The following is a 20492-nucleotide window of genomic DNA, read 5'->3' on the forward strand; positions in this document are numbered from 1 at the left end:
GAACATTAGGTAGTGCGCAAGATCAGACACGAGACACGCCTCGCCAGCGGCTGAGCAGTATCGAGGGAATCACGACCAGAAGCAGGCTCCCGATCAGAATCCAGAAACCGTCCTGATAGGCGAGGATCGAAGCCCAGATTGCCTCGATCCGGCCCATCAGATAGCCGGCCATGGCCTGCTGGTGCGTTTCCGGTACGCCGAGGCGGCCGACCAGATCGGTCAATTGGCCCAGCTGCTGGCGTGCGATGGCGTTACCGGCGTTGACGCCGGCATTCAGGATTTGACCGTGGTAGACGGTCTGGCGATCGAGCAGTATGACCAGCCCCGCCGTGCCCAGCGCGCCGCCCAGCTGCAGCGCGAAGTTGATCGCGCCCGAGCCATGGCCGGTGAGGTGGCTGGGCAGACCGGCGATAGCGTTGGATAGCGTCGGCGGCGGAAACGAAGCCATGCCGATGGAGAGAATGCCCATCGCCGTGGCGAGATAAACGAAGGAAGTATTCCAGTCCATCTGCGCCATCAGCCATACCGAGAACAGCGTGCAGGCGAGACCGGGCAGCGTGATCCAATGGGGTGGGTAACGATCGCTCAGCCAACCGACCAGCGGTACCAGAATGCCGAGCACGGCGGTGGAGGGCAGGAATATCTGCCCGGCCGTGATCGGACTGTAGTGCAGCACCGCCTGCACGAATTGCGGTAGCAGGTACATGATGCCGTAGAAGGTGCCGCCGAACAGGCACATCGCCAGCGTGCCGACGACGAACAGGCGATTGCGGAAGATCGCCAGGTCGAGCAGCGGGTGCGCGGCTCGGCGTTGCCAGGCGATGAACGCGGCGCCACAGAGTACCGACACCAGTATCAGCTCGGGGACGCGAGGATCGTACCAGCCCCAGCGCTGGCCGTTGGAAAGCGCCGCCAGTAGCGAAAACACGGCCACGAACAACAGCACCACGCCGGCCCAGTCGAAGGGCGTACGCGGACCCTTCTGTTCGCGGGTCGGCAGAAAGAACAGCCCCATCACGATCGCGGCGGCGCAGATCGGCAGCGTGACGAAAAATACGTAGCGCCAGGTGAAATGCTCCACCAGCCAGCCGCCGACGACGGTCGCCAGCGTGAGTGGCAGGCCCAGACACATGCCGTACATGGCAGTCGCCATGCCGCGCCCTTCGGGTGGATAGACGGCGAACAGGGCCTGCATGGCGACCGGGCGAATCAACCCGGTCATGCCGCCCTGTACGATTCTCGCGGCCACCAGAGCCGCCATGCCCTGGCCCAGACCGCCGAGTATCGAGGCGGCGATGAACGTCAGCAGCAGCCCGACGAACGTGGCTCGCTGGCCGACAGCGGCAACCAGCCAGGGGGCGACAAGCAGCGAGACGGTGGTCGAGGCCAGAAAACCGGTGGAGAGCCACTGTACCTGCGAGTCGCTCATGCCGAAGGCGCCCTTGATATAGGGGATGGCCACATTGACGATGGTGATCGACATGCCCAGCGCTACCAATCCCAGCATCACGGTCAACGTGACCCACAGCCGATAGCGTTGACCGTAGCGCTCGAAAAGCTGCTCGACCTGGGTCATGCGTCACTGCCTGGGCTACCGATGGCAGCGGCTGTCCGATTCATGGAAGACAAGGCGTGTCCTTGGTCAATGCATTGATGCCATCAGTCGCCCGCTCCGCCCGTATCGGCGAGGCAGTCAGTGACAGGCCCGTACAGGAAGCTGCGACGAATACCGCTGACAGGACATGAGGATTTGGCAACGAAGAAAGCAGGCGAATCGATAACGCGTCTATTTTTCGCTCGCTAAGCGATTATCCCGATTCGATTGTCTGACTTTCAAGGTGCTTGCGACTAAGGTCGCAGGAGACGAAGCGCGACGGTAGTGGGCTTACCGGGCCGGGGTATTCTCCAGGACGGCGTCGATCTTCACGGGATCGTCTACGCTGGAGAGTCATGTTCATCGACGGCGCCGCCTTACAGGTGCGATCTATTTCCAGCGACGCCGTGATCTCGCAAGTTCTTGTTTTCGAAAGGAGGTAACTCATGTCCATGCCCGATTCCCCCGTCTGGCTGATCACGGGCTGTTCCACCGGTTTTGGCCGCGAACTGGCCAAATTGATCATCGAACAGGGCGTTAACGTCATCGCGACGGCTCGGTCGAGCGATCGAGTCACTGATCTGACCGCGGGTGTCGAGGATCGCGTTCTCGCACTGGCGCTGGACGTCACCGATGCGGCACAGATCGATGGTGTCGTCGCAGCGGCGAACGACAAGTTCGGCCGAATCGATGTCTTGGTCAACAACGCGGGGTACGGCTATCAGGCGTCCTGCGAGGAGGGTGATGAGAGTGCAATCCGCGCCCAGTTCGATGCCAACGTCTTCGGCCTGTTCGCGATGACGCGAGCGGTATTGCCAGGAATGCGTGATCGGCGTGCCGGGCACATCATCAACATCAGTTCGGTGGCCGGCTTCATCGGTTTCCCAGGTTCCGGCTACTACGCCGCCAGCAAGCATGCGGTGGAAGGGTGGTCGGATTCGCTCAAGGCCGAGGTCGAGCCGCTCGGCATTCACGTCACCTGTGTCGAACCGGGGCCGTTTCGCACCGATTGGGCTGGGCGCTCGCTGCAGCAGACGCCGAGCCGGATCGATGATTACGCCGACACGGCCAAGGCCCGCATGGCGGGGACCAGCAGCAACAGTGGCAAGCAGCCGGGCGACCCGGCGCGGGCCGCTCAGGCGATGATGGATCTGGTCGCCCATCCGCAGCCGCCGCGCCATCTGGTGCTGGGGGCTTGGGGTGTCGACAAGGTGATCGAGCAGCTCGAGGAGAGACTGGCGGAAATTCGCGAGTGGCGTGCGGTCGGGGAAGCTACCGACTACCCGGCCCCGTGATCGAGTGGCAGGATTCGCGAACGTAATGCGGGTTCCCGCTCTCCCTGCTAACGCAAAACGCCCCTCGATGGTTACATGGATAACTTCGGAGAGGCGTTTTACATTGTCTTCGATTTCACGCCGTTAGCTCAGCGTCTTTCAAACCGTCTGTGCTTCGCTTTCCGAGGCCGGGTGCGGGTTGATGACTCGGGAACCGCGGAAGCCGTAGAAGGCGATGAACAGATAGCAGATCAGCGGCAGCACGAAGGCGTGATGAATGCCCACGCTATCGGCAATCATGCCCTGGGCGACCGGCAGAATGGCGCCGCCGACGATGGCCATGATCAGCAGGCTCGAGGCCTTGCTGGTCAGCGGGCCGAGCTTGGCGATGCCGAGCGTGAAGATGGTCGGGAACATGATCGAGTTGAACAGGCCGATGGCAACGATGCTCCACATGGCGATATGCCCGGAGGTCAACATGGTCGCGACGGTCAGCAGTGCCGCAACGATCGCGAACACGCCGAGCATCAGGCTGGGGCGAATCTTCTGCATCAGCGCCGAGCCGATGAAGCGCCCGATCATGGCGCCGCCCCAGTAGTATGCGACATAGCTTGCCGCGCTACTTTCGCTCATGTTGCCGATGTCTGGCAGCGAAATGTAATTGATCAGAAAGCTGCCAATGGAGACCTCTGCCCCGACGTAGGCGAAGATGCCGATCACGCCGAACAGTACGTGAGGATGGCGCAGAGCCTCGGCGGCGGTGACGTTATCGGTCGGGCTATCGTCTCGGGCCTGATCCTTGAAGTTGGGCAGCTTCCACAGATAGATCACGATCGCGAGGATGGCGAGAATGGCGGCCAGCAGCAGGTAGGGCAACTGGACGCTCTGGGCCTGCTGAACCTTGTAGGCCACCCGGTCGGCGCTGGACATGTCGGCCAGCTCACTGGCACCCAGCACCGTGGCGCCCAGAATCAGCATGCCGCCGAAGTAGGGCGCCAGCGTCGTGCCCAGCGAGTTGAACGCCTGGGCCAGATTGAGTCGGCTGGAAGCGGAATCGTCCGATCCCAGCAGGCTGACGTAGGGGTTGGCAGCGACCTGCAGCATGGTGACGCCGCTGGCCAGCACGAACAGCGCGGTCAGGAACAATGGGTAAGAGGGCGCCCGCGCCGCCGGGTAGAACATCACCGCGCCCACGGCGGCAATCAACAACCCCAGGCTGATGGCGTTCTTGTAGCCGACCTTGGTGAGCACCTTGCCCATCGGCAATGACATGATGAAATACGCGCCGAAGAAGGTGAACTGGATCAGCATGGTCTGGGTGTAGTTCAGCGAGAAGACCGCTTTCAAGTGGGGAATCAGAATGTCATTGAGACAGGTGATGAAACCCCACATGAAAAAGATCGTCGTGACGACGACCAGCGCGCTGCGATAGTTCGGTCGTTGCATGTCGGACATGATCGAAATCCTGTTGGTAAGGCGTCCAGAGAAAGGGTCGCGGGCTCGACGTTAATCGTGTCAGCGGCAAGCTGGAACGAGATGATGCATTAAGCAAGGTGGCTTATAAAGTAGCTGTTCATCATTAGAACGGTAAGTGAGTTATCGCCTGCTGACGGCCGGACCATGGTGGTGTTGACGCCGAGCAGTGTTATTGCACAAGAGTTAAGTAATATTTTTTCTTTATTGCCTATCAGTGTTCGAAAACTGTCAAAATCCACCAAAATCGTCTTTTTTGTTGTAATAAAACCACATTGTGCAGGATCTTATGAGCCTGCAGTCGTCGGGATTTGGCGAACCTGAGTGCAGGACCCCGCTTGTTGAAGCCATCGAACGTTTCTATACCTGAGACAGAATTTTGCCACGACACGGCGATGGACTCCGGTTGGCACTGGATAGCCAAGGAATCCTCAAGGGAACGTAAAGGAGAGCAACAAGATGCTGATTTTCTGGTCCTGGTTTTTTCTGTTTCTGGGTTTCGCGACTGCCTTGGTGATTGCTGTCGATGTCTCGAAACGGCCCCAACCCATGAAGATCATGAACGTGACCTGGCCGATCACCGGACTCTACATGCCGGTTTTCGGCTGGTGGGCTTATCGCCGCATGGGCCGTGCGCCGAGTAAACCGGAACAGGCGAAGCAGTCGTCGCGGGAGGGGCAGCAGGGGCACGAGCATCATCACGGCGGTGACAAGCCCAAGTGGCAAAGCGTCTTCGTTTCTGCCACCCACTGCGGGGGTGGGTGCACGCTAGGCGACGTGGTGACGGCACCGATCGCAACGGCTACTGGCTTCGCGCTATTGGGCTCGGCGGTATTGGGACACTTTGTACTCGCTTTCATCGGGGCCTATCTGTTCGGCGTAATGTTTCAATATCTACCCATTCGCGCGATGAGCGACTCGGGCCCCGGTGCGGCGCTGCGTGATGCGATCAAGGCCGATACGTTGTCATTGATCGCCTTTCAGATCGGCATGTATCTCTGGATGCTGATTGCTCTCTATGGCTGGATGGGAGAGCTCAACGCGTTCACCGCGCCATTCTGGTTCATGATGCAGATCGCGATGCTGATCGGCTTTGTCACTTCTTATCCGGCCAACTGGATATTGATCAATCGGGGCATCAAGCACGGCATGTAGCGCCCGTATAGCCGCCATGTAGCGGCCATATAGCACCGTGGTCGGCTCAGTAGGGCTTCCCCTCGCAGTTTGAGCCGGAGCCGTTATCGATCAGGCCAGCGAGTAGCGTTTTGAGTGCTTCATTGTTGGTGTCGTCTCCCAGCTGCTCATAAAGCGATGCAAAGCCCTCGAAAGCCTGCCGCCCGGCGGGATTGGTGCCCTGAGGATCGCTGGTATCGAGGAAATCGGCGATCTCGCGCATTTCCGGGTGCCAGCGCCACGCCTTGGTCAGCATATCCGGAATGCCGCTATCGATACGCGTGATGACCTCGGGCAGGCTATGTTCGAGTTCCGCACGTAACGCATCGCCGGCGCCACTGCGCCCGGCAGCGATCAGCATGATCGTGGTCAACGCTGTCATGCCCTTGTTGATTCCTGCAAAACACATCTTCAGCGCGGAAGCGCTGCCGCTCTCTCCTTCCAGCACCCGAATGTCCAGGCCGTGATCGTTGAGCTGGGCCAGTTTGGAGGCCTGTTCGCCGGCCACGTAGATTCGCGGCGTCTTGGTCTCGGAGAGCGGTGGACCGATGATGCCGCCATCGACGAATGCCGCGCCGCTATCTCGCACGATACGTTCGACGCGGGCCAGCGTGGCGGTGCTGATGGCATTCAAGTCACAGTAAATCGGTGGTGTTTCACAGTCGGCCAGTAGCGGGGCGATTTTGCTGGCAATCGCCTCGGCTTGCGCCGGTGGTACGACGGAAAGCAGTAGATCGGCCTGCATCAATTCAGACAGTTCGACGTCACGCATGCCAGCGTGCTTGGCACGTTCTCGGCTGCGCTCACTGCGATCCTTCAGTGAGGTAATCACCTCGACATTGTTCTCGCTCAAGCGTTTGCCGATGGCGGCCCCCATCGCGCCCGGAGCGATCAATGCAACGGTCAGTGTCATGGTCTGGTTTCTCCTGTCGAGTTTGTATGACAAATACTATCGGACAGGATTCGGCCTTCGACCATGCCCCTTGTGTCTAAGGGAGAAGATTCCAGGGCGAGGAGTTTTAGTCTCAAGAGATTAACAATACAGAGATCGATCAACTCGGCAATGTAACGATGATGGCCCCTCGATCCGTGGCGACGATAGTGTGTTCATACTGCACAGTTGGAGCGTGTGGCTCGCTGTAAAGCGTCCAGCCGTCATTCCCATCGGTTGCCCAGTGTCCGCCGGTGGACAGGAATGGCTCGATGGTCAGCACGAGTCCTTTGTTGATGCGTCTTTTCTCGCCGCGGGTGGGCCAGGTCGCGATTTCCTCGGGGTACTCGTGCAGTGATCGGCCAACACCATGGCTGGCGAGGTTGCGGATCAATGTGTAGCCCCGATCCGAAGCAAAGCGCCCGATGGCATTGCCGATGCCGGATAACGGCCGTGAGTTGCCAACCTGTTCGATTCCGATCTGCATGGCTCGCCTACCGTCTCGGCAAAGTGTGTCGAGTGCAGGCGCGACTGGTGTGACACGGAATGTCGAGCCGGTATCCGCAAAATAACCATTCTTGGAGGCTGAGACGTCGATATTGACCAGATCGCCCTGAGCGATAACTCTATCTCCCGGAATTCCATGGGCGATCTCTTCATTGACACTGATGCAAGTCGTTCCCGGAAAGTGATAACTGGATTGCGGCGCAGACAGGGCGCCCTCACGCTCCAGTAACGCTTTACCGATCTCATCCAGTTCTCGTGTCGTCATGCCGGGCTCCAACGATTTCGACATGGCGAGCATCGTGTTGGCGACAATTCGACCGATTTCCTTGAGCCCATCCAGCTCATCTTGTTTCGTGATCGTCATTCAGAAGCCTCTTTCGAAATGGTGCTCTGGCCAGGAACTTTGAGCTGTGACTTTGAGTTAAACCCGTGAATCAGATCTTTGAAGTAGCGCTCGCCATTGAACATGGCTTTGAGTCTATCCACTACTGTATCTCGACACTTCAACCTGCCGGTATTCGACGCTGATATCCGCTATCCGATCCGCTTAGCGATGCATTGGTCGACTGGCGTCGAGTAGCCCTTCGGCGGCGAGTTGGGTCAGCAGCCAGTCACGAAAGGCGGCGACCCTGGGCAGCTCGGCGCAGCGGCGGGTGCAGACCCAGTAGCAGCTTAGGCCGATGACATGACCGGCACCGAACGGCTCGATTAACTGGCCGCTGGCGATCAGTGGATGCGCGATCTCCTGATGGGTAATGGCAACGCCGAGCCCTGTCATCACCGCTTCGAGTGCGAGGCTATCGTTATCGAAGGTGGGGCCACTGCCGTCATCGAGGTGGGCCAGCCCTCTGGGCGTTAGCCACGCCCGCCAACCCTCCGGCCGCAGTCGGGTCTGAATATGCGTGACGCGAGTGAGATCATCGGGCGTCGTCAGTTTTGATGCCATTCCCGGTGCGCAAACCACGGTCAGTCTTTCGTGAAATAGAAATCGGGTATCGAGCGAGGTGTCCGGCGGCTTCGACAGGTAACGAATGGCGACGTCGACGTTCATGCCGCCGACGTCAGCGCGTTCGACATCGATCAGATCGACCGAGGTCTCCAGGCGCACTTGATAGCCGGGATAGGCGGTTTGAAAGTCGGCGAGACGCGGGATCAGCCAGCCGCTGGCAAAAATCGGCACCGTCGATACGGTGAGCACCGGGTCCTCCTGTTGCGTTTTAACCGACACCGCCGCCGCGCTGATGCGATCCAGCCCCTCACGGACGCCATCGAACAGGCGACGCCCGGCATCGGTCAATAGCACCTGACGCGTGCGGCGCACGAACAGTGTCGTCTGCAGCGCTTCTTCCAGTCCGCGAACCTGATGGCTGATCGCCGACGCCGTGACGTGAAGTTCTTGCGAGGCGTGATGAAAACTCTCGTGTCTGGCGGCGGCTTCGAAGGCACGCAACGCATTGAGAGGGGGCAGATAACGCATCGTCGATGGCACCATGAGTGAGATATTTTCATCCATTATGGCAAGAAGTTTCTTTTGTCGCAGTCCGGCCGATTGCCTAGATTGCGCTGATATCGTCAGAGACACTCACACGATGCTTTGCTGACCTTTTCTCATCGACTCGTGATCGTCTTTTCATCGCGCCCGGTCATTGCCGGGCGCTGGCTAACACAGGTGGCGTCATGGCTCTGTTTGCACGCGCGCAGTCTTATGTCTCGTCGATTGTCTCTTCGACAAAGACCGACTCGGCTTTGCCATGGGGTGCGCTGGCACTGCTGTGGTTGGTCGGGTTGTATATGCGCCTGCCCATTCTGATCATGCCGCCACTGGCCGGAGAGATCGCCGAGTCGCTGTCTCTGGGAAGCGCTGCTATTGGCGCACTGACCACGGTGCCTTATGTGGTGCTGGCGTTGAGCATGATGCTGGCGGTGCGATTCGCCCGACGCGTCGGCATGCTGCGGGCATTGACGCTGGCCTTGGCGATCGTGGCGCTGGGTTCCGCGGCACGGGGTCTGACGCTCTCCGCCCCCGTTCTGTTCACGGCCTCGGTCGTCATGGGGCTCGGGCTGGCGGTCATGCAGGTCACGGTGCCCGCACTGTTGCGGGACTGGACGCCCAGTCACCTGGGGTTGGGCAGCGCGATCTATCTCAACGGCATGACGGTGGGTGAATTGATCGGTGCCGGAGGCACGCGACCCATCGTGCTGGCGTTGGCGGGCGATAGCTGGCAGTTGGCGCTGCTGCTGTGGTCGTTGCCGGCGCTGGTGATCGTCGCGTTGCTGGCGGTGCGTCTCCGCAAAAGTTCTCGACATCGCAAGGGCGCGGCCGTACCCGAAGCGGTGCCGTCTCGTTCGTTGTCACTGCGCTCGGCGCGTGTGTGGCTGATGGGCGTACCGCTGGCAGCGTCGATAGGGCTATTCATGGCCACTAACGCCTATCTCAGCACTGTTCTCGCGGCTCGCGGAGAATCCGACCTGCTCACGCTGGCGCTGCTGTTTTACAACGCTAGCCCGTTGGCGGCGTCGCTGGTCATGTTGTGGCGGGGGCGCCGCTGGATTACTCGACGTCGGCCGTTGGGCATCTTCGCTGCGCTGGGCGTTCTGGGACTGCTGGGTTTCCTGGGCATGGAGGGCTGGCCAGCACTGGTCGCGCTGGTGATCTCCGGCTTCGGCATTACCCTCGAACTCACCCTGATCATGGCGCTGCCTCCATGTCTGGAACGAGGTGAGGCGGTGGCTTCCTTGACCGCCGGGATGTCCTTCGTCGGCTACTCCATGGCCTTCGTCATGCCCATGCTGGGTGGCTGGTTGGCCGAGGTGTACTCGAACCAGAGTCTAGCGCTGTGGCCGATGCTGCTGTTCGCCAGCCTGAGTCTTTTCGCGGTCTATCGGATGCCGCTGTCGGCGAGCAAGGAAGATGATCCGTCGGCCATCTCCTAGGGTCTGGGAGAGTCAACGTTGAAAGTCGAGGAGAACGATATGGCTACGCTGCAACCCGAAACGCTGGTTTTCGACGCCGATGAGGCCAGCGGCTTTCCCAACTCGTCGCTGCCGGTTTTGATCTACCGTCAGGTTCTCGACGTCTCCAAGTCGGATCCGGCCGCCGGTTTCGAGGCACTGTTCGCTCGCCACCAATGGCCGCCACAGTGGCGTTATGGTCTTTATGATTTCGACCATTTTCATTCCACCGCGCATGAGGCGTTGGGAGTCTTTCATGGTCGGGCGCATATTCGCCTGGGCGGCCCTAACGGTCGCGAGCACGATATCGCTGCAGGCGACGTACTGGTGCTTCCCGCGGGTGTCGGCCACGCCTGCCTGGAAGCCAGTGATGACTTCACCATGGTCGGCGCCTATCCGCCAGGCCAATCCTGGGAAGTGGAGCGTGGCGAGCCGGGTGAGCTCGAATCCGCCCGCCAGCGCGTGGCCGCGGTCGCGTTACCCGACGACGATCCCGTCGGCGGAACGCTGTTGTCTTTATGGCGCGGTCATCGTTAAAAAGGCGCCTAGGCAAGGGAACGATAGAGGAAGGGCGTCGCGTGAAATCGGGCCTCGAGCTTGAAGGATGTGACTTTCGTCTATAGTTTCCTTTGTGATTAGCAGCCTACACTTTTCTCGAGGAACATTCCGATGTCCGATTCTCGTTCCATTGCCGTACTGGGCCTGGGTGCGATGGGCCACGCCTTCGCGGCCAATCTCGTGCAAGCCGGATTTCACGTTGGCGTGTGGAATCGCTCTCCCGGCAAGGCGGATGACCTGATCGAAGGCGGTGCTAAAGTGGCCGGGTCACCTGCCGATGCCGTGTCGAACGCCCAGGCCGTCGTCGTCATGCTGCCGGATCTCGCGGCAACGCGAGACGTTCTGCTGGGTGACGACGGTGCGCTGGCCGCCATGCCCATAGATGCCTTACTGATTCAGATGGGCACGCTGGGTGTAGCCGAAACCGACCGCCTGATCGCCGAAGTCGGCGAAGCGCGCAGTGACGTCGCTTTCATCGACGCTCCGGTTTCCGGCACCAAGGCCCCGGCGCAGCAGGGTAAGATTACCATTCTGGCCAGCGGTGATCGTGATCGCGCGGGCGCCATGGTCGAGCCGATCTTCGACGTGCTGGGCCAGAAGACCCATTGGCTGGGGCAGGCCGGGCAGGGCGCGCGAATGAAGGTCGTCATCAACGCCTGGCTGATTTCGATGATGCAGGGCATCGCCGAGACCGCACAGCTTGCCGATACGCTCGGCTTCACCACCGACGATCTCTGGCAGGTGATCGAGGGTGGCCCGCTGGCCACGCCCTACATGAAGCTCAAGATGGACATGATCGCCAGCGGGGAATTCGATCCGCAGATGGCGATGCAGTGGGGGCTCAAGGATATCGGGCTGGCACTGGAGGCGGGCGACGACAAGGCGCTGCCGTCGCTTTCCCATATCCGCAATCTCTGGTTCGATGCCGTCAATGCAGGGCATGGCGAGCAGGATATCGCGGCGATCTATGCGTTTCTGGAAACGTATCGACGCTGATCGATCGGCGCTCACAGACCGACTCTCGACAAGATACAACTCTGAACTCTTCGGGTCTGGATCGCTGAAATCCAGGTCCGGCGAGTTTCGCGTCAGATGCTGAGGCCTGTCATCTCGTCCACGCCGAGGTGAACGTTCATGTTTTGTACGGCGGACCCGGCGGCGCCCTTGCCGAGATTGTCGAGCCTCGACACCAGACAGACGCGCTCTTCGTTGCCGAACACGAACAGGTCGACGCGATTGGTCTCGTTGGCGCCCTGAACGTCGAAGAAACCGTTGTCCAGGTTATCGATATCCTCGAACGGCCTGACTTGCACGAAAGGCTCTTCGGCGTAATGGGCGCGGTAGGCATTCAGCAAATCCTCCGCCCGAATGCCGGCAGGTAGATGGGATAGCTGCAGCGGCACGCTGACCATCAACCCTTTCAGGAAAGGACCGACGATCGGAGAGAACACCGGCGGCCGCGCCAAGCGGCCATGCTGCTGCATCTCCGGCAGGTGCTTGTGGCCGAGCGACATGGCATAGGGGCGTGGTGCCTGCAGTCTGCTGCTGTCGTCCTCACTCGCCTGATAGTCGGCGATCATTGCCTTGCCGCCGCCGCTGTAGCCGGTCAGCGAAAAGGCGGATAGCGGGTAGTCCGCCGGCAGCAGTCCCGCGTCCACCAGCGGCCGCACCAGCAGAATGAACGCGCTGGCATGACAGCCGACATTGGCGATGCGCTTGCTGGCGCGAATCCGGTCGCGCTGGCCCTCATCCAGTTCCGGCAGCCCGTAGACCCAAGCGGGATCGGTACGAAACGCCGTACTGGCATCGATCAGACAGGTGTCCGGATTTTCGACCATCGCTGCAGCCTCGCGGGAGGCTGCATCCGGCAGGCACAGGAACGCGACATCGGCAGCATTCAGCAGTCGTGCGCGCTCGACCGGGTCCTTGCGCTTGTCGCTGTCGATACGCAGCAGTTCGATATCGTCGCGAGCCTGAAGATAATCGAACAGGCGCAGGCCGGTGGTGCCTTCCTGGCCGTCGACATACACCTTGAAAGAGCCCTTGTAAGGACGCTTGGAAGAGCCCTCGAAGGTGCGCTGGGATGAGTCCTGAGATGCCATGGGCGTTGTCCTGCCGTTTATCTATGACGATGTCGTGATCGCGATATTGTGCGGATTTGGCGTCAGCTTGTCATGCCGTTGAGCGGTCTGGCTGCCAGCCGGGATTCGCCCTGGCATTCCTGGGCACAGCGCTCGACTCGCCAACAGGCTTCACGCAGACGCTCGGCGTCCACCGTCAGACTCAGCCTGATAAAACCCGCTGCGGAAGGACCGAAGGCCTCGCCCGCGAGCACCGAGACCCCATGCTCATCGAGCAGGCGGTCGGCGAAGGCATGGGTGCTGAGTCCGGTGGCGCGAATATCGATCATCATGAACATGCCCGCGGCGGGTGACAGCGTGGCGATGACCTCGCTGTCGCGCAGGGTTTCGACCACTGCATCGCGGCGCTGCCGATAAGTCTCGCGCATCTTGGCAATCGCCGTTGGCGGCTCGTCGAAGGCGGCGATCGCGGCGTCCTGAATGAACGGCTGACAGCCGTAGAGCATGCACAGGGCGAGATTGACCAGGTGCGCCATCAGCGCCGGCGGGCCGACGACCCAGCCGAGTCGCCAGCCGGTCATGGCGTGGGATTTCGACAGACTACTGATCACCACCGTGCGCTCGCGCATGCCCGGCAGGCTGTCGGGGCTTGCGTGCTCACCGTCGAAGATCAGATCGGCGTAGACGGCATCGACGATCAGCCATAGGTCACGCTCGCGGCAGAGCGTGGCGATCGACTCCCACATGGCCGGTGTCAGGCACTGGCCGGTGGGATTGTGCGGGCTGTTGACCAGAATCGCTCGCGTTCGAGGGGTGATCGCCGCCTCGATGTCGGCCGCCCGTGGTTGGAAGCCCTCATCGGCGGATAACGGCACCCAGACCGGCACGGCGCCGGTGGACTGCACCACGGCTTCGTAGGTGACGTAGGCCGGTTCGGGAATGATTACCTCGTCGCCCGGATCGAGCAGACACTGGGCCGTGGCGTAGAGCCCGCACTGTGCGCCGGCGAGCACGGCGACGTTATTCGCGTCGGTATCGGCGTGGCCACCGTGACCGCGATGAAAGGCCGCGATGCGCTCACGCAGCGCCGGTTTGCCCTGCACGTCTGTGTAATGGGTGGCGCCGCTACGCAGACTGGTGACGGCGGCCTCGACGATGGTAGGCGGCGTATCGAAATCGGGATCGCCCACCGACAGGATGATCACGTCCTCGCCGCGGGCCTGACGGGCCTTGGCGCGGAAGTGGATATTCCAGGCGCTGGCACCCTCACCGGCGATGCGCTGCGTCAGTTGGGCATAGGGGGGAGAAGTATCGTGTGAATCGGCTGAACGCATGACAGTCCCGTGGTCGCAAGTCGCGGATTGGAAGCAAGCTGATACGGACAGACTAACGATTACACACCTCGACGAACAGCCGCCGGACGGCACCAGGGCCGTTCGGCGACCATCTCATCAGAACCGATTACTGCAGACTGGCCGTCACGGCATCGAGTGCCGGTTTGCCGTCGCGGGTCTTCACGCCGTCTAGGAACTCGGCAACCCGGTCAGGGTGATCCTGCAACCACTGGCGGGCGACATCCTTGGCCGAAAGCTCCTGACGACCGTAACCGTCGATGAATTCGCTCTGTTCGTCGGCAGTCAGCGTGAACTGCTCGAGCAGCGCGAGCAGGTTGGGATTGGCTGCGGCGAACGCCTTGTTGACGATAGTGCGCACGTCGCTCTGGCCGTTGTCCGGGCCGTAGACCGACTTCGGATCGTCGAGAATGTGCATGTCGTAAGCCGGAGCCATCCAGTGCGGCGTCCACCCGTACCAGACGATCCAGCGCTTGTCGTTGAAGGCCGCGTCGACCTCCGACAGCATGCCCGGCGTCGATGAGTCGAGAATCTGCCAGTCCCCCAAACCGTATAGATCCTGGTCCTGGGCATCATGAATGAAAGTGCTGACCGTCGAGCCGGATTCGATCGAGTAGAAGCGACCGCCGAATCGATCGCGCTGTGCATCGAGGTCCTCGGCGCTGTGGATACCGGCATCGTAGACGTAGCCCGGTACTGCGAAGCCCATTCGGGCACCGGTCACGCTGTTGCCGAGATCCTCGATCTTGCCGCTGGCCATGGCTTTGTCGTGACTCTCCTGCTGGGCCGGCAGCCAGCCAGCCAGGAACACATCGCTGTCGCCAGTCTGCAGCGTCTGATAGCCGACGGTACTGCTGACCTCCTGAGTCTCGCTCTCATAGCCGAGCGGTGCGATCAACTGACTGAAGACTTCGGTCTTGACGGTCACGCCGGGCCAGGGCGGCACGACGAAGTTGACGCTGTCGGCCTGATCCTGCCGTGGGCTCTGGGCGAAAGCCGATATCGATAAGGTCATCAGCGATAGCGGCAGCAGCGTGGCGGCCACGAGTGCGGTGCGCAGTGTCATGGTGACTCCTCGTTGTTGTGAAATTAGTGGGCGTTACGATCGACGAGCGCGCGGGCTTAGCCGGTCGAAACGCTGGGCAGCCCCTCGCCTTCGAACGGCGGGCGTGCCAGAACTCGCTCGAGTAGCGGACGGAAGTGCTCGAGCGGAAGCGTGTCGTAATCGGGGTCGAACGAGGTCTGATCCCATTCGTCGCAGAAACGAACCGTGCGTTGGTAGCCGGGGTGGCCGCGGTAATCGTCGCGGGCGTGGCGATCCAGATCGTAGAAGTGACGGTAATGATAGCCCTGGAACAGCTCGTGATGACGAATCATCCAGACATTCAACGGATCGATGAACGGTTCGAGAATGGCGGCCGCGATCTCGGCATGATTGTCCGGCGCCAGATCGTCGCCGATATCGTGAAGCAGGGCGCAGACGATGGTTTCGTCATCGGCCCCGGCGCGCTCGGCGCGGGTCGCCGTCTGCAGGCAGTGCGTGTAGCGATCGACCGGATAGCCGTGTGTATCGCCCTCGAGGCGCAACAGATGCGTGATGACCCGCTCGACGACGCCTTCGCGATAGTCGCGAAAATGGGCGTCGATGACGCGCCAGTCATCCTCTTGGCTATTGTCGAAACGGGTGAAGTTGGTGCTCATGCGGACTCCAGCTGCGAGAGGGAAGGGGCATCGTGCCGGCGACGCAACGTCAGACGCCGGCTGGAAGTCGTGTCGCGGTCGACGTAACCCTGACGCAGATGGCGAACGCCCTGGCTGAGACGGAACGCGGTTCGCCCGTGCAGCAGACGGTAGTTGTCCATGATCAGCATCTCGCCCGGCGCCAGTTTGGGTGTCAGCGTCATTTCCGGGTCGGTGATCAAGGCGAAGAACGCGCGCCGGGCAGCGTAGTAGTGTTCCAGCTGCTCGGGCGGGAGCGGCGGGACGCGCTCGGTGCGATTGTTGTAGCGCACGCGGATGACGTCGCCACGGCTATCGAGTTCGATCAGCGGTCCTTCGCTTTCCAGATGCGTGCTGTCGTCGACGTAGCGGAACCGCGTCGAGATCCGGGTCAGGCAGTCGAACGCGTCGGGATCGTGCCGACGCAGCCGCTCGGCGGCCATGAAACCGTCGGCCAGCGTGCTGTCGCCGCCGCTATCGGCATTGCTCAGGCAGTGCAGCCAGATATAACCCGGGATCGGATCGCGGTAGGGGTTGTCGGTGTGCGGCTCGAGCCCGCGCTGGGTCATGGTCAGATCATAGGCATCGGCGATCGACTTGACGTCGGCGATGCCGCCCCAGTTGGTCTGGCGCAGTGGGCCGAGACGTTCCACCAGCGGCATCATCCCGTCGAGCGTCAACGGCACGCCGCTCACCTTGATGAAACCGTAACGCTCGAGCGATTCGAGCATCGCGGCCAACGTCCCGTCATCCTCGAGGGCGCGATCGAAATCGGCGCTGGGCAGTTCGGCCAGTGACGCATCCCAGTGTTCGTGGATCACGTCCGACGACGAGAGAACAAGGTCGCCCAAGGCAAAATCGGCTTGATGACCATCGCTGAACGCGAGATGGATCCGGTCGCCGCTGCAGCTTGCCTCGAGAAGAGAGAGGTCCAGCGGCAGCGCCGCGGCCTCGATCAGACGCTGGCCGGTGCGCGGGTCGAGGGTTCCGGCATCCGGCGAGCGCTCGCGCAGCCACAGCGCATGAAGCCGCGTTTCCCGGTTATCCACGATCACTCTCAGTTGGCGGGCGTGGGTTTCCGGAATGATCTCGACGAAAATGTCCATGGCGACTGCTCTTGGTGTGTCAGTGTCATGACACCCTATGAGGTATGGCGCTAAAGCATTTGATATTTCTGGCCGTATCGGAGAGGATTTTCGCCATGACCGATCATTCGACGCCGCAATGGCTCTATCCGCGCCCCGACCAGCCACCCGTGCTCTCGCCGGACGAAGCGGACATCACGGTCAATCTCTGGCTGCTGCCCAAATTCTCGATGCTGACGCTCTATTGTCTGCTCGAACCGCTGCGCGTCGCCAATCGATTCGGTCGTTCGCTGTTCGCCTGGCGGTTGTTTTCCAACGACGGTGAAGCGGTGACCGCTAGCAACGGCGTGACCGTCGACGTCGACGCTGCACTGGGTGAAACGCCGATCTTCGATAATCTGTTCGTCATCGCTTCCTATGAAGCCGAGGCGACCGTGGCACCGTCGCAGTGGGCCGTGCTGCGTCGGGTTGCCGCCCACGGCGGGTTGCTCGCGGCGCTGGATACCGGCGCCTTCATCCTGGCGCGAGCCGGATTGATGGAAGGCTACGAGACGGCGCTGCACTGGGAAAGCGCCCCCGCGTTCGTCGAGGAGTTTCCGGGGCTTGCGCTGAGCGATGCACGCTACCGCTTCGATCGTCAGCGCCTGACCGGCGGCGGCGGGGCGGCAAGTCTCGACCTGATGATGGCTTTCATTGAGCGCGAGCACGGCGCCAACCTGGTGACGGCCCTGAGCCGCCAGCTGGTGCATTCCCGCCTGGATCCACGTATCGACAATGAGGGCGATGTCGATATCGGCTCGGAGTATTGCCCACGCAGCGTGCGGCGGGCGGAAGCGATCATGGAGGGCCATCTGGCGCAACCGCTGACGATTCCCGACATCTGTCAGCGGATCGGCCAGTCCCAGCGTCAGCTCAATCGGCTCTTTCAGCGTTATCGGGGCGAGACGGCGAAAGGGCGCTATCTCTCGCTGCGTCTCGACCGCGCCCAGCAGATTCTCGCCGATAGCCGCACCAGTGTGACCCAGGCCGCGCTGGCGGCCGGATTCGGTCAGCCCGCGCATTTTTCTCGTGTCTATCGTAATCGATTCGGGGAGTCGCCGCGGACGACGGCACAGCGGGGCAAACGACCATCATGACAGCGCTTCGGTCGTCGTCTCAGGTCAATATCATGGCGTTTAATGACAATAGGTGAGTCGATTCGGTGGCCACAATGGATGCATCGCAACGCACCAGCAGGTGCGCTCAACCATTGCCCCGCGCTGCCAAGGTTCGGGGTCGGACCGAGAGGCTCTTTCATGAATCGCGACGTTATCCTGACCTGTGCCGTTACCGGTGCTGGCGACACGGCCGGCAAGCACCCGGATCTCCCGATCACGCCCAAGCAGATCGCCGACAGCGCGCTGGATGCCGCCCGCGCTGGCGCCAGCATCGTCCACCTTCACGTTCGCGATCCGGAAACCGGCGGTATCAGCCATTCGACGGATCACTTCCGTGAAGTCGTCGAGCGCATCCGCGAGTCCGATGTCGATGCAGTGATCAACATCACCGCCGGCGGCGGCGGTGATCTGTTCCCCGAGATTCGCGACGGCGTGATCCACGGCCTCGAAGGTACCGACCTGCAGACCGCGGCGGAACGTCACCATCCGGTCGGCGAGCTGCTGCCGGAGCTGTGCACGCTGGACTGCGGCAGCCTCAACTTCGGCGATATGGTCTATCTCAACAGCGCCGACTGGCTGCGCGAACATGCACGTCTGATCCAGCAGGCCGGGGTCAAGCCGGAGCTCGAATGCTTCGATCTGGGCCATGTCTGGTTCGCGCGTCAGCTGGTCGAAGAAGGGCTGATTGACGGCGATCCGCTGTTCCAGCTCTGCCTGGGCATTCCGTGGGGTGCGGAAGCCGACACTGAAACCATGCTGGCGATGCGCAACAAGTTGCCGGAAAACGCGATCTGGTCGGCATTCGGTATCGGCCGCCAGCAGTTCCCGATGGCCGCGCAGTCGATGGTGATGGGTGGGCACATGCGTGTGGGGCTTGAAGACAATCTTTATCTGAGCAAGGGCGTCTTCGCGACCAACGCCCAGCTGGTCGAGCGTGCCGCCACCATCGCCGAAAACCTCGGCGGCAAGGTACAGACGCCGGCCCAGACCCGTGACAGCCTGAAGCTGCGCCAGCCCTGATTCTTTCTCTGTTTCTCGCGAACGCGGCTTGGGCCTCTCCTGAGCGCGCGTTCGTGATTCCCCTTTTTCCGAACGTCCTGGAGTGTCTTCATGACTGCTTCTCTTCCCCGTAACGTTGCCGTGATCGGTACCGGCGTGATCGGTAACGGCTGGATCGCCCGCGCCCTGGCTGCCGGCTGCCGGGTCACCGCCTTCGATCCCGACCCCGCTGCCGGGGAGCGCACCCGCGCGTTCGTCGAGCGTGCCTGGCCGTCGCTCGAACGGCTCGGGCTTTCCGATGACGCCGATCCCCGCGCGCTGACCTTCGTCGATTCGCTCGCAACTGCAGTAGACGGTGCCGAACTGATCCAGGAAAACGTGCCCGAGCGGCTGGCGCTCAAGCACGATGTGCTGAGCCAGCTCGATGCGCTGGCGCCGCCGGACGTGGTGATCGGTTCCTCGACCTCTGGAATCAAGCCCAGCGATCTGCAATCCGCCTGCACCCGGGCTCCGGGCCGCGTGATCGTGGCGCACCCCTTCAACCCGGTCTATCTGCTGCCGTTGGTGGAGCTGGTGGGTGGCGAGCACACCGCGCCGGTGGTGATCGAGCGCGCCCAGGCACAGTACGCCGCACTGGGCATGCGCCCGCTGGTGGTCCGCCGCGAAATCGAAGGTCATGTCGCCGATCGCTTGATGGAAGCGCTGTGGCGCGAGGCGCTGCATCTGGTCAATGACGGCGTGGCGACCACTGAAGAGATCGATGCCGCCGTCGTCTACGGCTGCGGCCTGCGATGGTCGTTGATGGGGACGTTCCTGACGTTCCACCTGGCCGGTGGCGATGGCGGCATGCGGCACATGCTGCATCAGTTCGGCCCGGCGCTGAAACTGCCGTGGACCAAGCTGGAAGCCCCGGAACTGACCGACGAGCTGATCGACAAGGTGGCCGATGGTTGCGAGCATCAGGCAGCCGGACGCAGCGTTGCCGAGCTCGAGACACGCCGCGATGCGTTTCTCACCGAACTGCTCGAATTGACTCAGAAATACTGGCCGGAAGCCGAAGGGCTTCAGGGTCGAATTTAATCAACGAGGCGCATGTGATGGCAGCAATGTCGGACGCTCCCCTGTTTCAGACCCGGGTGAAAGACGCCTGGGTCGACTACAACGGCCATATGAACGATGCCGAATACGCCCGCGTGTTCTCGCTGGCGGTCGAGGCGTTGATGGATCGCGTCGGTCTCGACGAGGCCGGTCGCGCCGACCACGGCTACACGATCTATACCCTAGAGACCCATCTCTGCTATCGCCAGCAGGCGCATCGTGGCGAGGCGCTGGCGGTCGCGTTGACGCTGCTCGACAGCGATTCCAAGCGCCTGCACGTGCTGTTCACGTTGACCAATGCCGATGGCGATACCCTGGCGACCAGCGAGCAGATGCTGATGGGTATCGATGTCGAAAGCGGCAGACCCGGCGCTTTCCCCGAACCGGTGGCCGCTGCGGTCCGAACGCTGCCGGCCGTCGGCGAAGAATGGCCGAGTGCTGCCGGATGCAAGATCGGCATTCGGCGCTGACGGTTTCATCGGCTGTTTGAAACACCATCGACCCCGCTGGAAACAGCGGGGTCTTTGCGTTGTGGAAAC

At 61.6% G+C, this 20492-nt stretch carries 19 protein-coding genes; 9 read left to right on the forward strand and 10 right to left on the reverse strand.

From position 1 onward, the window contains the following. Positions 1 to 22 precede the first annotated feature (22 nt). Entirely contained in the window at positions 23 to 1576 is a 1554-nt protein-coding gene (locus tag DOM27_RS07070) for a DHA2 family efflux MFS transporter permease subunit (RefSeq protein WP_110655350.1), read from the reverse strand. Between the two features lie 464 nt (positions 1577 to 2040). Between DOM27_RS07070 and DOM27_RS07075 the strand changes: the two genes are divergently transcribed. Beyond that, positions 2041 to 2889 (forward strand): oxidoreductase, encoded by an 849-nt coding sequence (locus DOM27_RS07075; protein ID WP_110655351.1) that lies wholly within the window; start codon positions 2041 to 2043, stop codon positions 2887 to 2889. Positions 2890 to 3027: 138 nt separating this feature from the next. On the opposite strand, the gene fucP is transcribed toward DOM27_RS07075, so the two are convergent. Further along, complete coding sequence (gene fucP / locus DOM27_RS07080; protein ID WP_110655352.1) at positions 3028 to 4323, reverse strand: L-fucose:H+ symporter permease; 1296 nt, start codon at positions 4321 to 4323, stop codon at positions 3028 to 3030. A 477-nt stretch (positions 4324 to 4800) separates the two neighbouring features. On the opposite strand from fucP, the gene DOM27_RS07085 reads away from it, so the two are divergent. Continuing rightward, a complete protein-coding gene (locus tag DOM27_RS07085) occupies positions 4801 to 5496 on the forward strand; it encodes a DUF4396 domain-containing protein (RefSeq protein WP_110655353.1) in 696 nt (231 codons plus the stop codon). Positions 5497 to 5542: 46 nt separating this feature from the next. On the opposite strand, the gene DOM27_RS07090 is transcribed toward DOM27_RS07085, so the two are convergent. From DOM27_RS07090 to DOM27_RS07100, 3 genes are all read right to left on the reverse strand, one after another. Next, positions 5543 to 6427, reverse strand: a complete 885-nt coding sequence (locus tag DOM27_RS07090) for an NAD(P)-dependent oxidoreductase (protein WP_110655354.1) — start codon at positions 6425 to 6427, stop codon at positions 5543 to 5545. Between the two features lie 139 nt (positions 6428 to 6566). Continuing rightward, positions 6567 to 7316, reverse strand: a complete 750-nt coding sequence (gene map, locus DOM27_RS07095) for a type I methionyl aminopeptidase (protein ID WP_110655355.1) — start codon at positions 7314 to 7316, stop codon at positions 6567 to 6569. Positions 7317 to 7499: 183 nt separating this feature from the next. Further along, on the reverse strand, positions 7500 to 8429 hold the full coding sequence (locus DOM27_RS07100; RefSeq protein WP_188113692.1) for a LysR substrate-binding domain-containing protein: 930 nt from the start codon (positions 8427 to 8429) through the stop codon (positions 7500 to 7502). Between the two features lie 200 nt (positions 8430 to 8629). Here DOM27_RS07100 and DOM27_RS07105 point away from each other — a divergent pair, with 200 nt between their 5' ends. From DOM27_RS07105 to DOM27_RS07115, 3 genes are all read left to right on the forward strand, one after another. Then, positions 8630 to 9886: an MFS transporter gene (locus DOM27_RS07105; protein ID WP_110655357.1), complete on the forward strand. Its 1257-nt coding sequence runs from the start codon at positions 8630 to 8632 to the stop codon at positions 9884 to 9886. A 39-nt stretch (positions 9887 to 9925) separates the two neighbouring features. Further along, positions 9926 to 10441, forward strand: a complete 516-nt coding sequence (locus tag DOM27_RS07110) for a cupin domain-containing protein (protein ID WP_110655358.1) — start codon at positions 9926 to 9928, stop codon at positions 10439 to 10441. Between the two features lie 132 nt (positions 10442 to 10573). Continuing rightward, on the forward strand, positions 10574 to 11458 hold the full coding sequence (locus DOM27_RS07115) for an NAD(P)-dependent oxidoreductase (RefSeq protein WP_110655359.1): 885 nt from the start codon (positions 10574 to 10576) through the stop codon (positions 11456 to 11458). Between the two features lie 92 nt (positions 11459 to 11550). On the opposite strand, the gene argC is transcribed toward DOM27_RS07115, so the two are convergent. The 5 genes from argC to tmpA all read right to left on the reverse strand — a co-directional run bounded on the left by argC (position 11551) and on the right by tmpA (position 16720). Next, entirely contained in the window at positions 11551 to 12564 is a 1014-nt protein-coding gene (argC, locus tag DOM27_RS07120) for an N-acetyl-gamma-glutamyl-phosphate reductase (protein WP_110655360.1), read from the reverse strand. Between the two features lie 62 nt (positions 12565 to 12626). Further along, positions 12627 to 13877 (reverse strand): pyridoxal phosphate-dependent aminotransferase, encoded by a 1251-nt coding sequence (locus tag DOM27_RS07125; RefSeq protein ID WP_110655361.1) that lies wholly within the window; start codon positions 13875 to 13877, stop codon positions 12627 to 12629. A gap of 127 nt (positions 13878 to 14004) precedes the next feature. Continuing rightward, positions 14005 to 14961, reverse strand: a complete 957-nt coding sequence (locus DOM27_RS07130) for an ABC transporter substrate-binding protein (protein ID WP_245392625.1) — start codon at positions 14959 to 14961, stop codon at positions 14005 to 14007. Positions 14962 to 15017: 56 nt separating this feature from the next. Further along, positions 15018 to 15596: an HD domain-containing protein gene (locus DOM27_RS07135; RefSeq protein ID WP_110655362.1), complete on the reverse strand. Its 579-nt coding sequence runs from the start codon at positions 15594 to 15596 to the stop codon at positions 15018 to 15020. Then, complete coding sequence (tmpA, locus tag DOM27_RS07140) at positions 15593 to 16720, reverse strand: 2-trimethylaminoethylphosphonate dioxygenase (RefSeq protein WP_110655363.1); 1128 nt, start codon at positions 16718 to 16720, stop codon at positions 15593 to 15595. Before tmpA ends, DOM27_RS07135 begins: the two co-directional genes overlap by 4 nt. A gap of 95 nt (positions 16721 to 16815) precedes the next feature. On the opposite strand from tmpA, the gene DOM27_RS07145 reads away from it, so the two are divergent. From DOM27_RS07145 to DOM27_RS07160, 4 genes are all read left to right on the forward strand, one after another. Then, complete coding sequence (locus DOM27_RS07145; RefSeq protein ID WP_110655364.1) at positions 16816 to 17835, forward strand: GlxA family transcriptional regulator; 1020 nt, start codon at positions 16816 to 16818, stop codon at positions 17833 to 17835. Positions 17836 to 17994: 159 nt separating this feature from the next. Further along, positions 17995 to 18876 (forward strand): beta-keto acid cleavage family enzyme, encoded by an 882-nt coding sequence (locus tag DOM27_RS07150; RefSeq protein WP_110655365.1) that lies wholly within the window; start codon positions 17995 to 17997, stop codon positions 18874 to 18876. Between the two features lie 90 nt (positions 18877 to 18966). Next, positions 18967 to 19935: a 3-hydroxyacyl-CoA dehydrogenase NAD-binding domain-containing protein gene (locus tag DOM27_RS07155; RefSeq protein ID WP_110655366.1), complete on the forward strand. Its 969-nt coding sequence runs from the start codon at positions 18967 to 18969 to the stop codon at positions 19933 to 19935. A 26-nt stretch (positions 19936 to 19961) separates the two neighbouring features. Next, a complete protein-coding gene (locus DOM27_RS07160) occupies positions 19962 to 20423 on the forward strand; it encodes a thioesterase family protein (protein ID WP_110656375.1) in 462 nt (153 codons plus the stop codon). Positions 20424 to 20492: the final 69 nt, after the last annotated feature.

The organism is Salinicola halimionae, from assembly GCF_003206065.1.
GTDB classification, from domain to species: Bacteria; Pseudomonadota; Gammaproteobacteria; order Pseudomonadales; family Halomonadaceae; genus Salinicola; species Salinicola halimionae.

Bases quoted from the DNA above. Each gene is read 5' to 3' on its own strand.
- DOM27_RS07135 (WP_110655362.1), bottom strand. From the start codon at position 15,596: ATGAGCACCAACTTCACCCGTTTCGACAATAGCCAAGAGGATGACTGG.
- DOM27_RS07160 (WP_110656375.1), top strand. From the start codon at position 19,962: ATGTCGGACGCTCCCCTGTTTCAGACCCGGGTGAAAGACGCCTGGGTC.
- map (WP_110655355.1), bottom strand. From the start codon at position 7,316: ATGACGATCACGAAACAAGATGAGCTGGATGGGCTCAAGGAAATCGGT.
- DOM27_RS07125 (WP_110655361.1), bottom strand. From the start codon at position 13,877: ATGCGTTCAGCCGATTCACACGATACTTCTCCCCCCTATGCCCAACTG.
- DOM27_RS07110 (WP_110655358.1), top strand. From the start codon at position 9,926: ATGGCTACGCTGCAACCCGAAACGCTGGTTTTCGACGCCGATGAGGCC.
- DOM27_RS07100 (WP_188113692.1), bottom strand. From the start codon at position 8,429: ATGCGTTATCTGCCCCCTCTCAATGCGTTGCGTGCCTTCGAAGCCGCC.
- DOM27_RS07130 (WP_245392625.1), bottom strand. From the start codon at position 14,961: ATGACACTGCGCACCGCACTCGTGGCCGCCACGCTGCTGCCGCTATCG.
- DOM27_RS07145 (WP_110655364.1), top strand. From the start codon at position 16,816: ATGACCGATCATTCGACGCCGCAATGGCTCTATCCGCGCCCCGACCAG.
- fucP (WP_110655352.1), bottom strand. From the start codon at position 4,323: ATGTCCGACATGCAACGACCGAACTATCGCAGCGCGCTGGTCGTCGTC.
- DOM27_RS07085 (WP_110655353.1), top strand. From the start codon at position 4,801: ATGCTGATTTTCTGGTCCTGGTTTTTTCTGTTTCTGGGTTTCGCGACT.
- DOM27_RS07075 (WP_110655351.1), top strand. From the start codon at position 2,041: ATGTCCATGCCCGATTCCCCCGTCTGGCTGATCACGGGCTGTTCCACC.
- DOM27_RS07070 (WP_110655350.1), bottom strand. From the start codon at position 1,576: ATGACCCAGGTCGAGCAGCTTTTCGAGCGCTACGGTCAACGCTATCGG.
- DOM27_RS07115 (WP_110655359.1), top strand. From the start codon at position 10,574: ATGTCCGATTCTCGTTCCATTGCCGTACTGGGCCTGGGTGCGATGGGC.
- DOM27_RS07090 (WP_110655354.1), bottom strand. From the start codon at position 6,427: ATGACACTGACCGTTGCATTGATCGCTCCGGGCGCGATGGGGGCCGCC.
- DOM27_RS07150 (WP_110655365.1), top strand. From the start codon at position 17,995: ATGAATCGCGACGTTATCCTGACCTGTGCCGTTACCGGTGCTGGCGAC.
- DOM27_RS07155 (WP_110655366.1), top strand. From the start codon at position 18,967: ATGACTGCTTCTCTTCCCCGTAACGTTGCCGTGATCGGTACCGGCGTG.
- tmpA (WP_110655363.1), bottom strand. From the start codon at position 16,720: ATGGACATTTTCGTCGAGATCATTCCGGAAACCCACGCCCGCCAACTG.
- argC (WP_110655360.1), bottom strand. From the start codon at position 12,564: ATGGCATCTCAGGACTCATCCCAGCGCACCTTCGAGGGCTCTTCCAAG.
- DOM27_RS07105 (WP_110655357.1), top strand. From the start codon at position 8,630: ATGGCTCTGTTTGCACGCGCGCAGTCTTATGTCTCGTCGATTGTCTCT.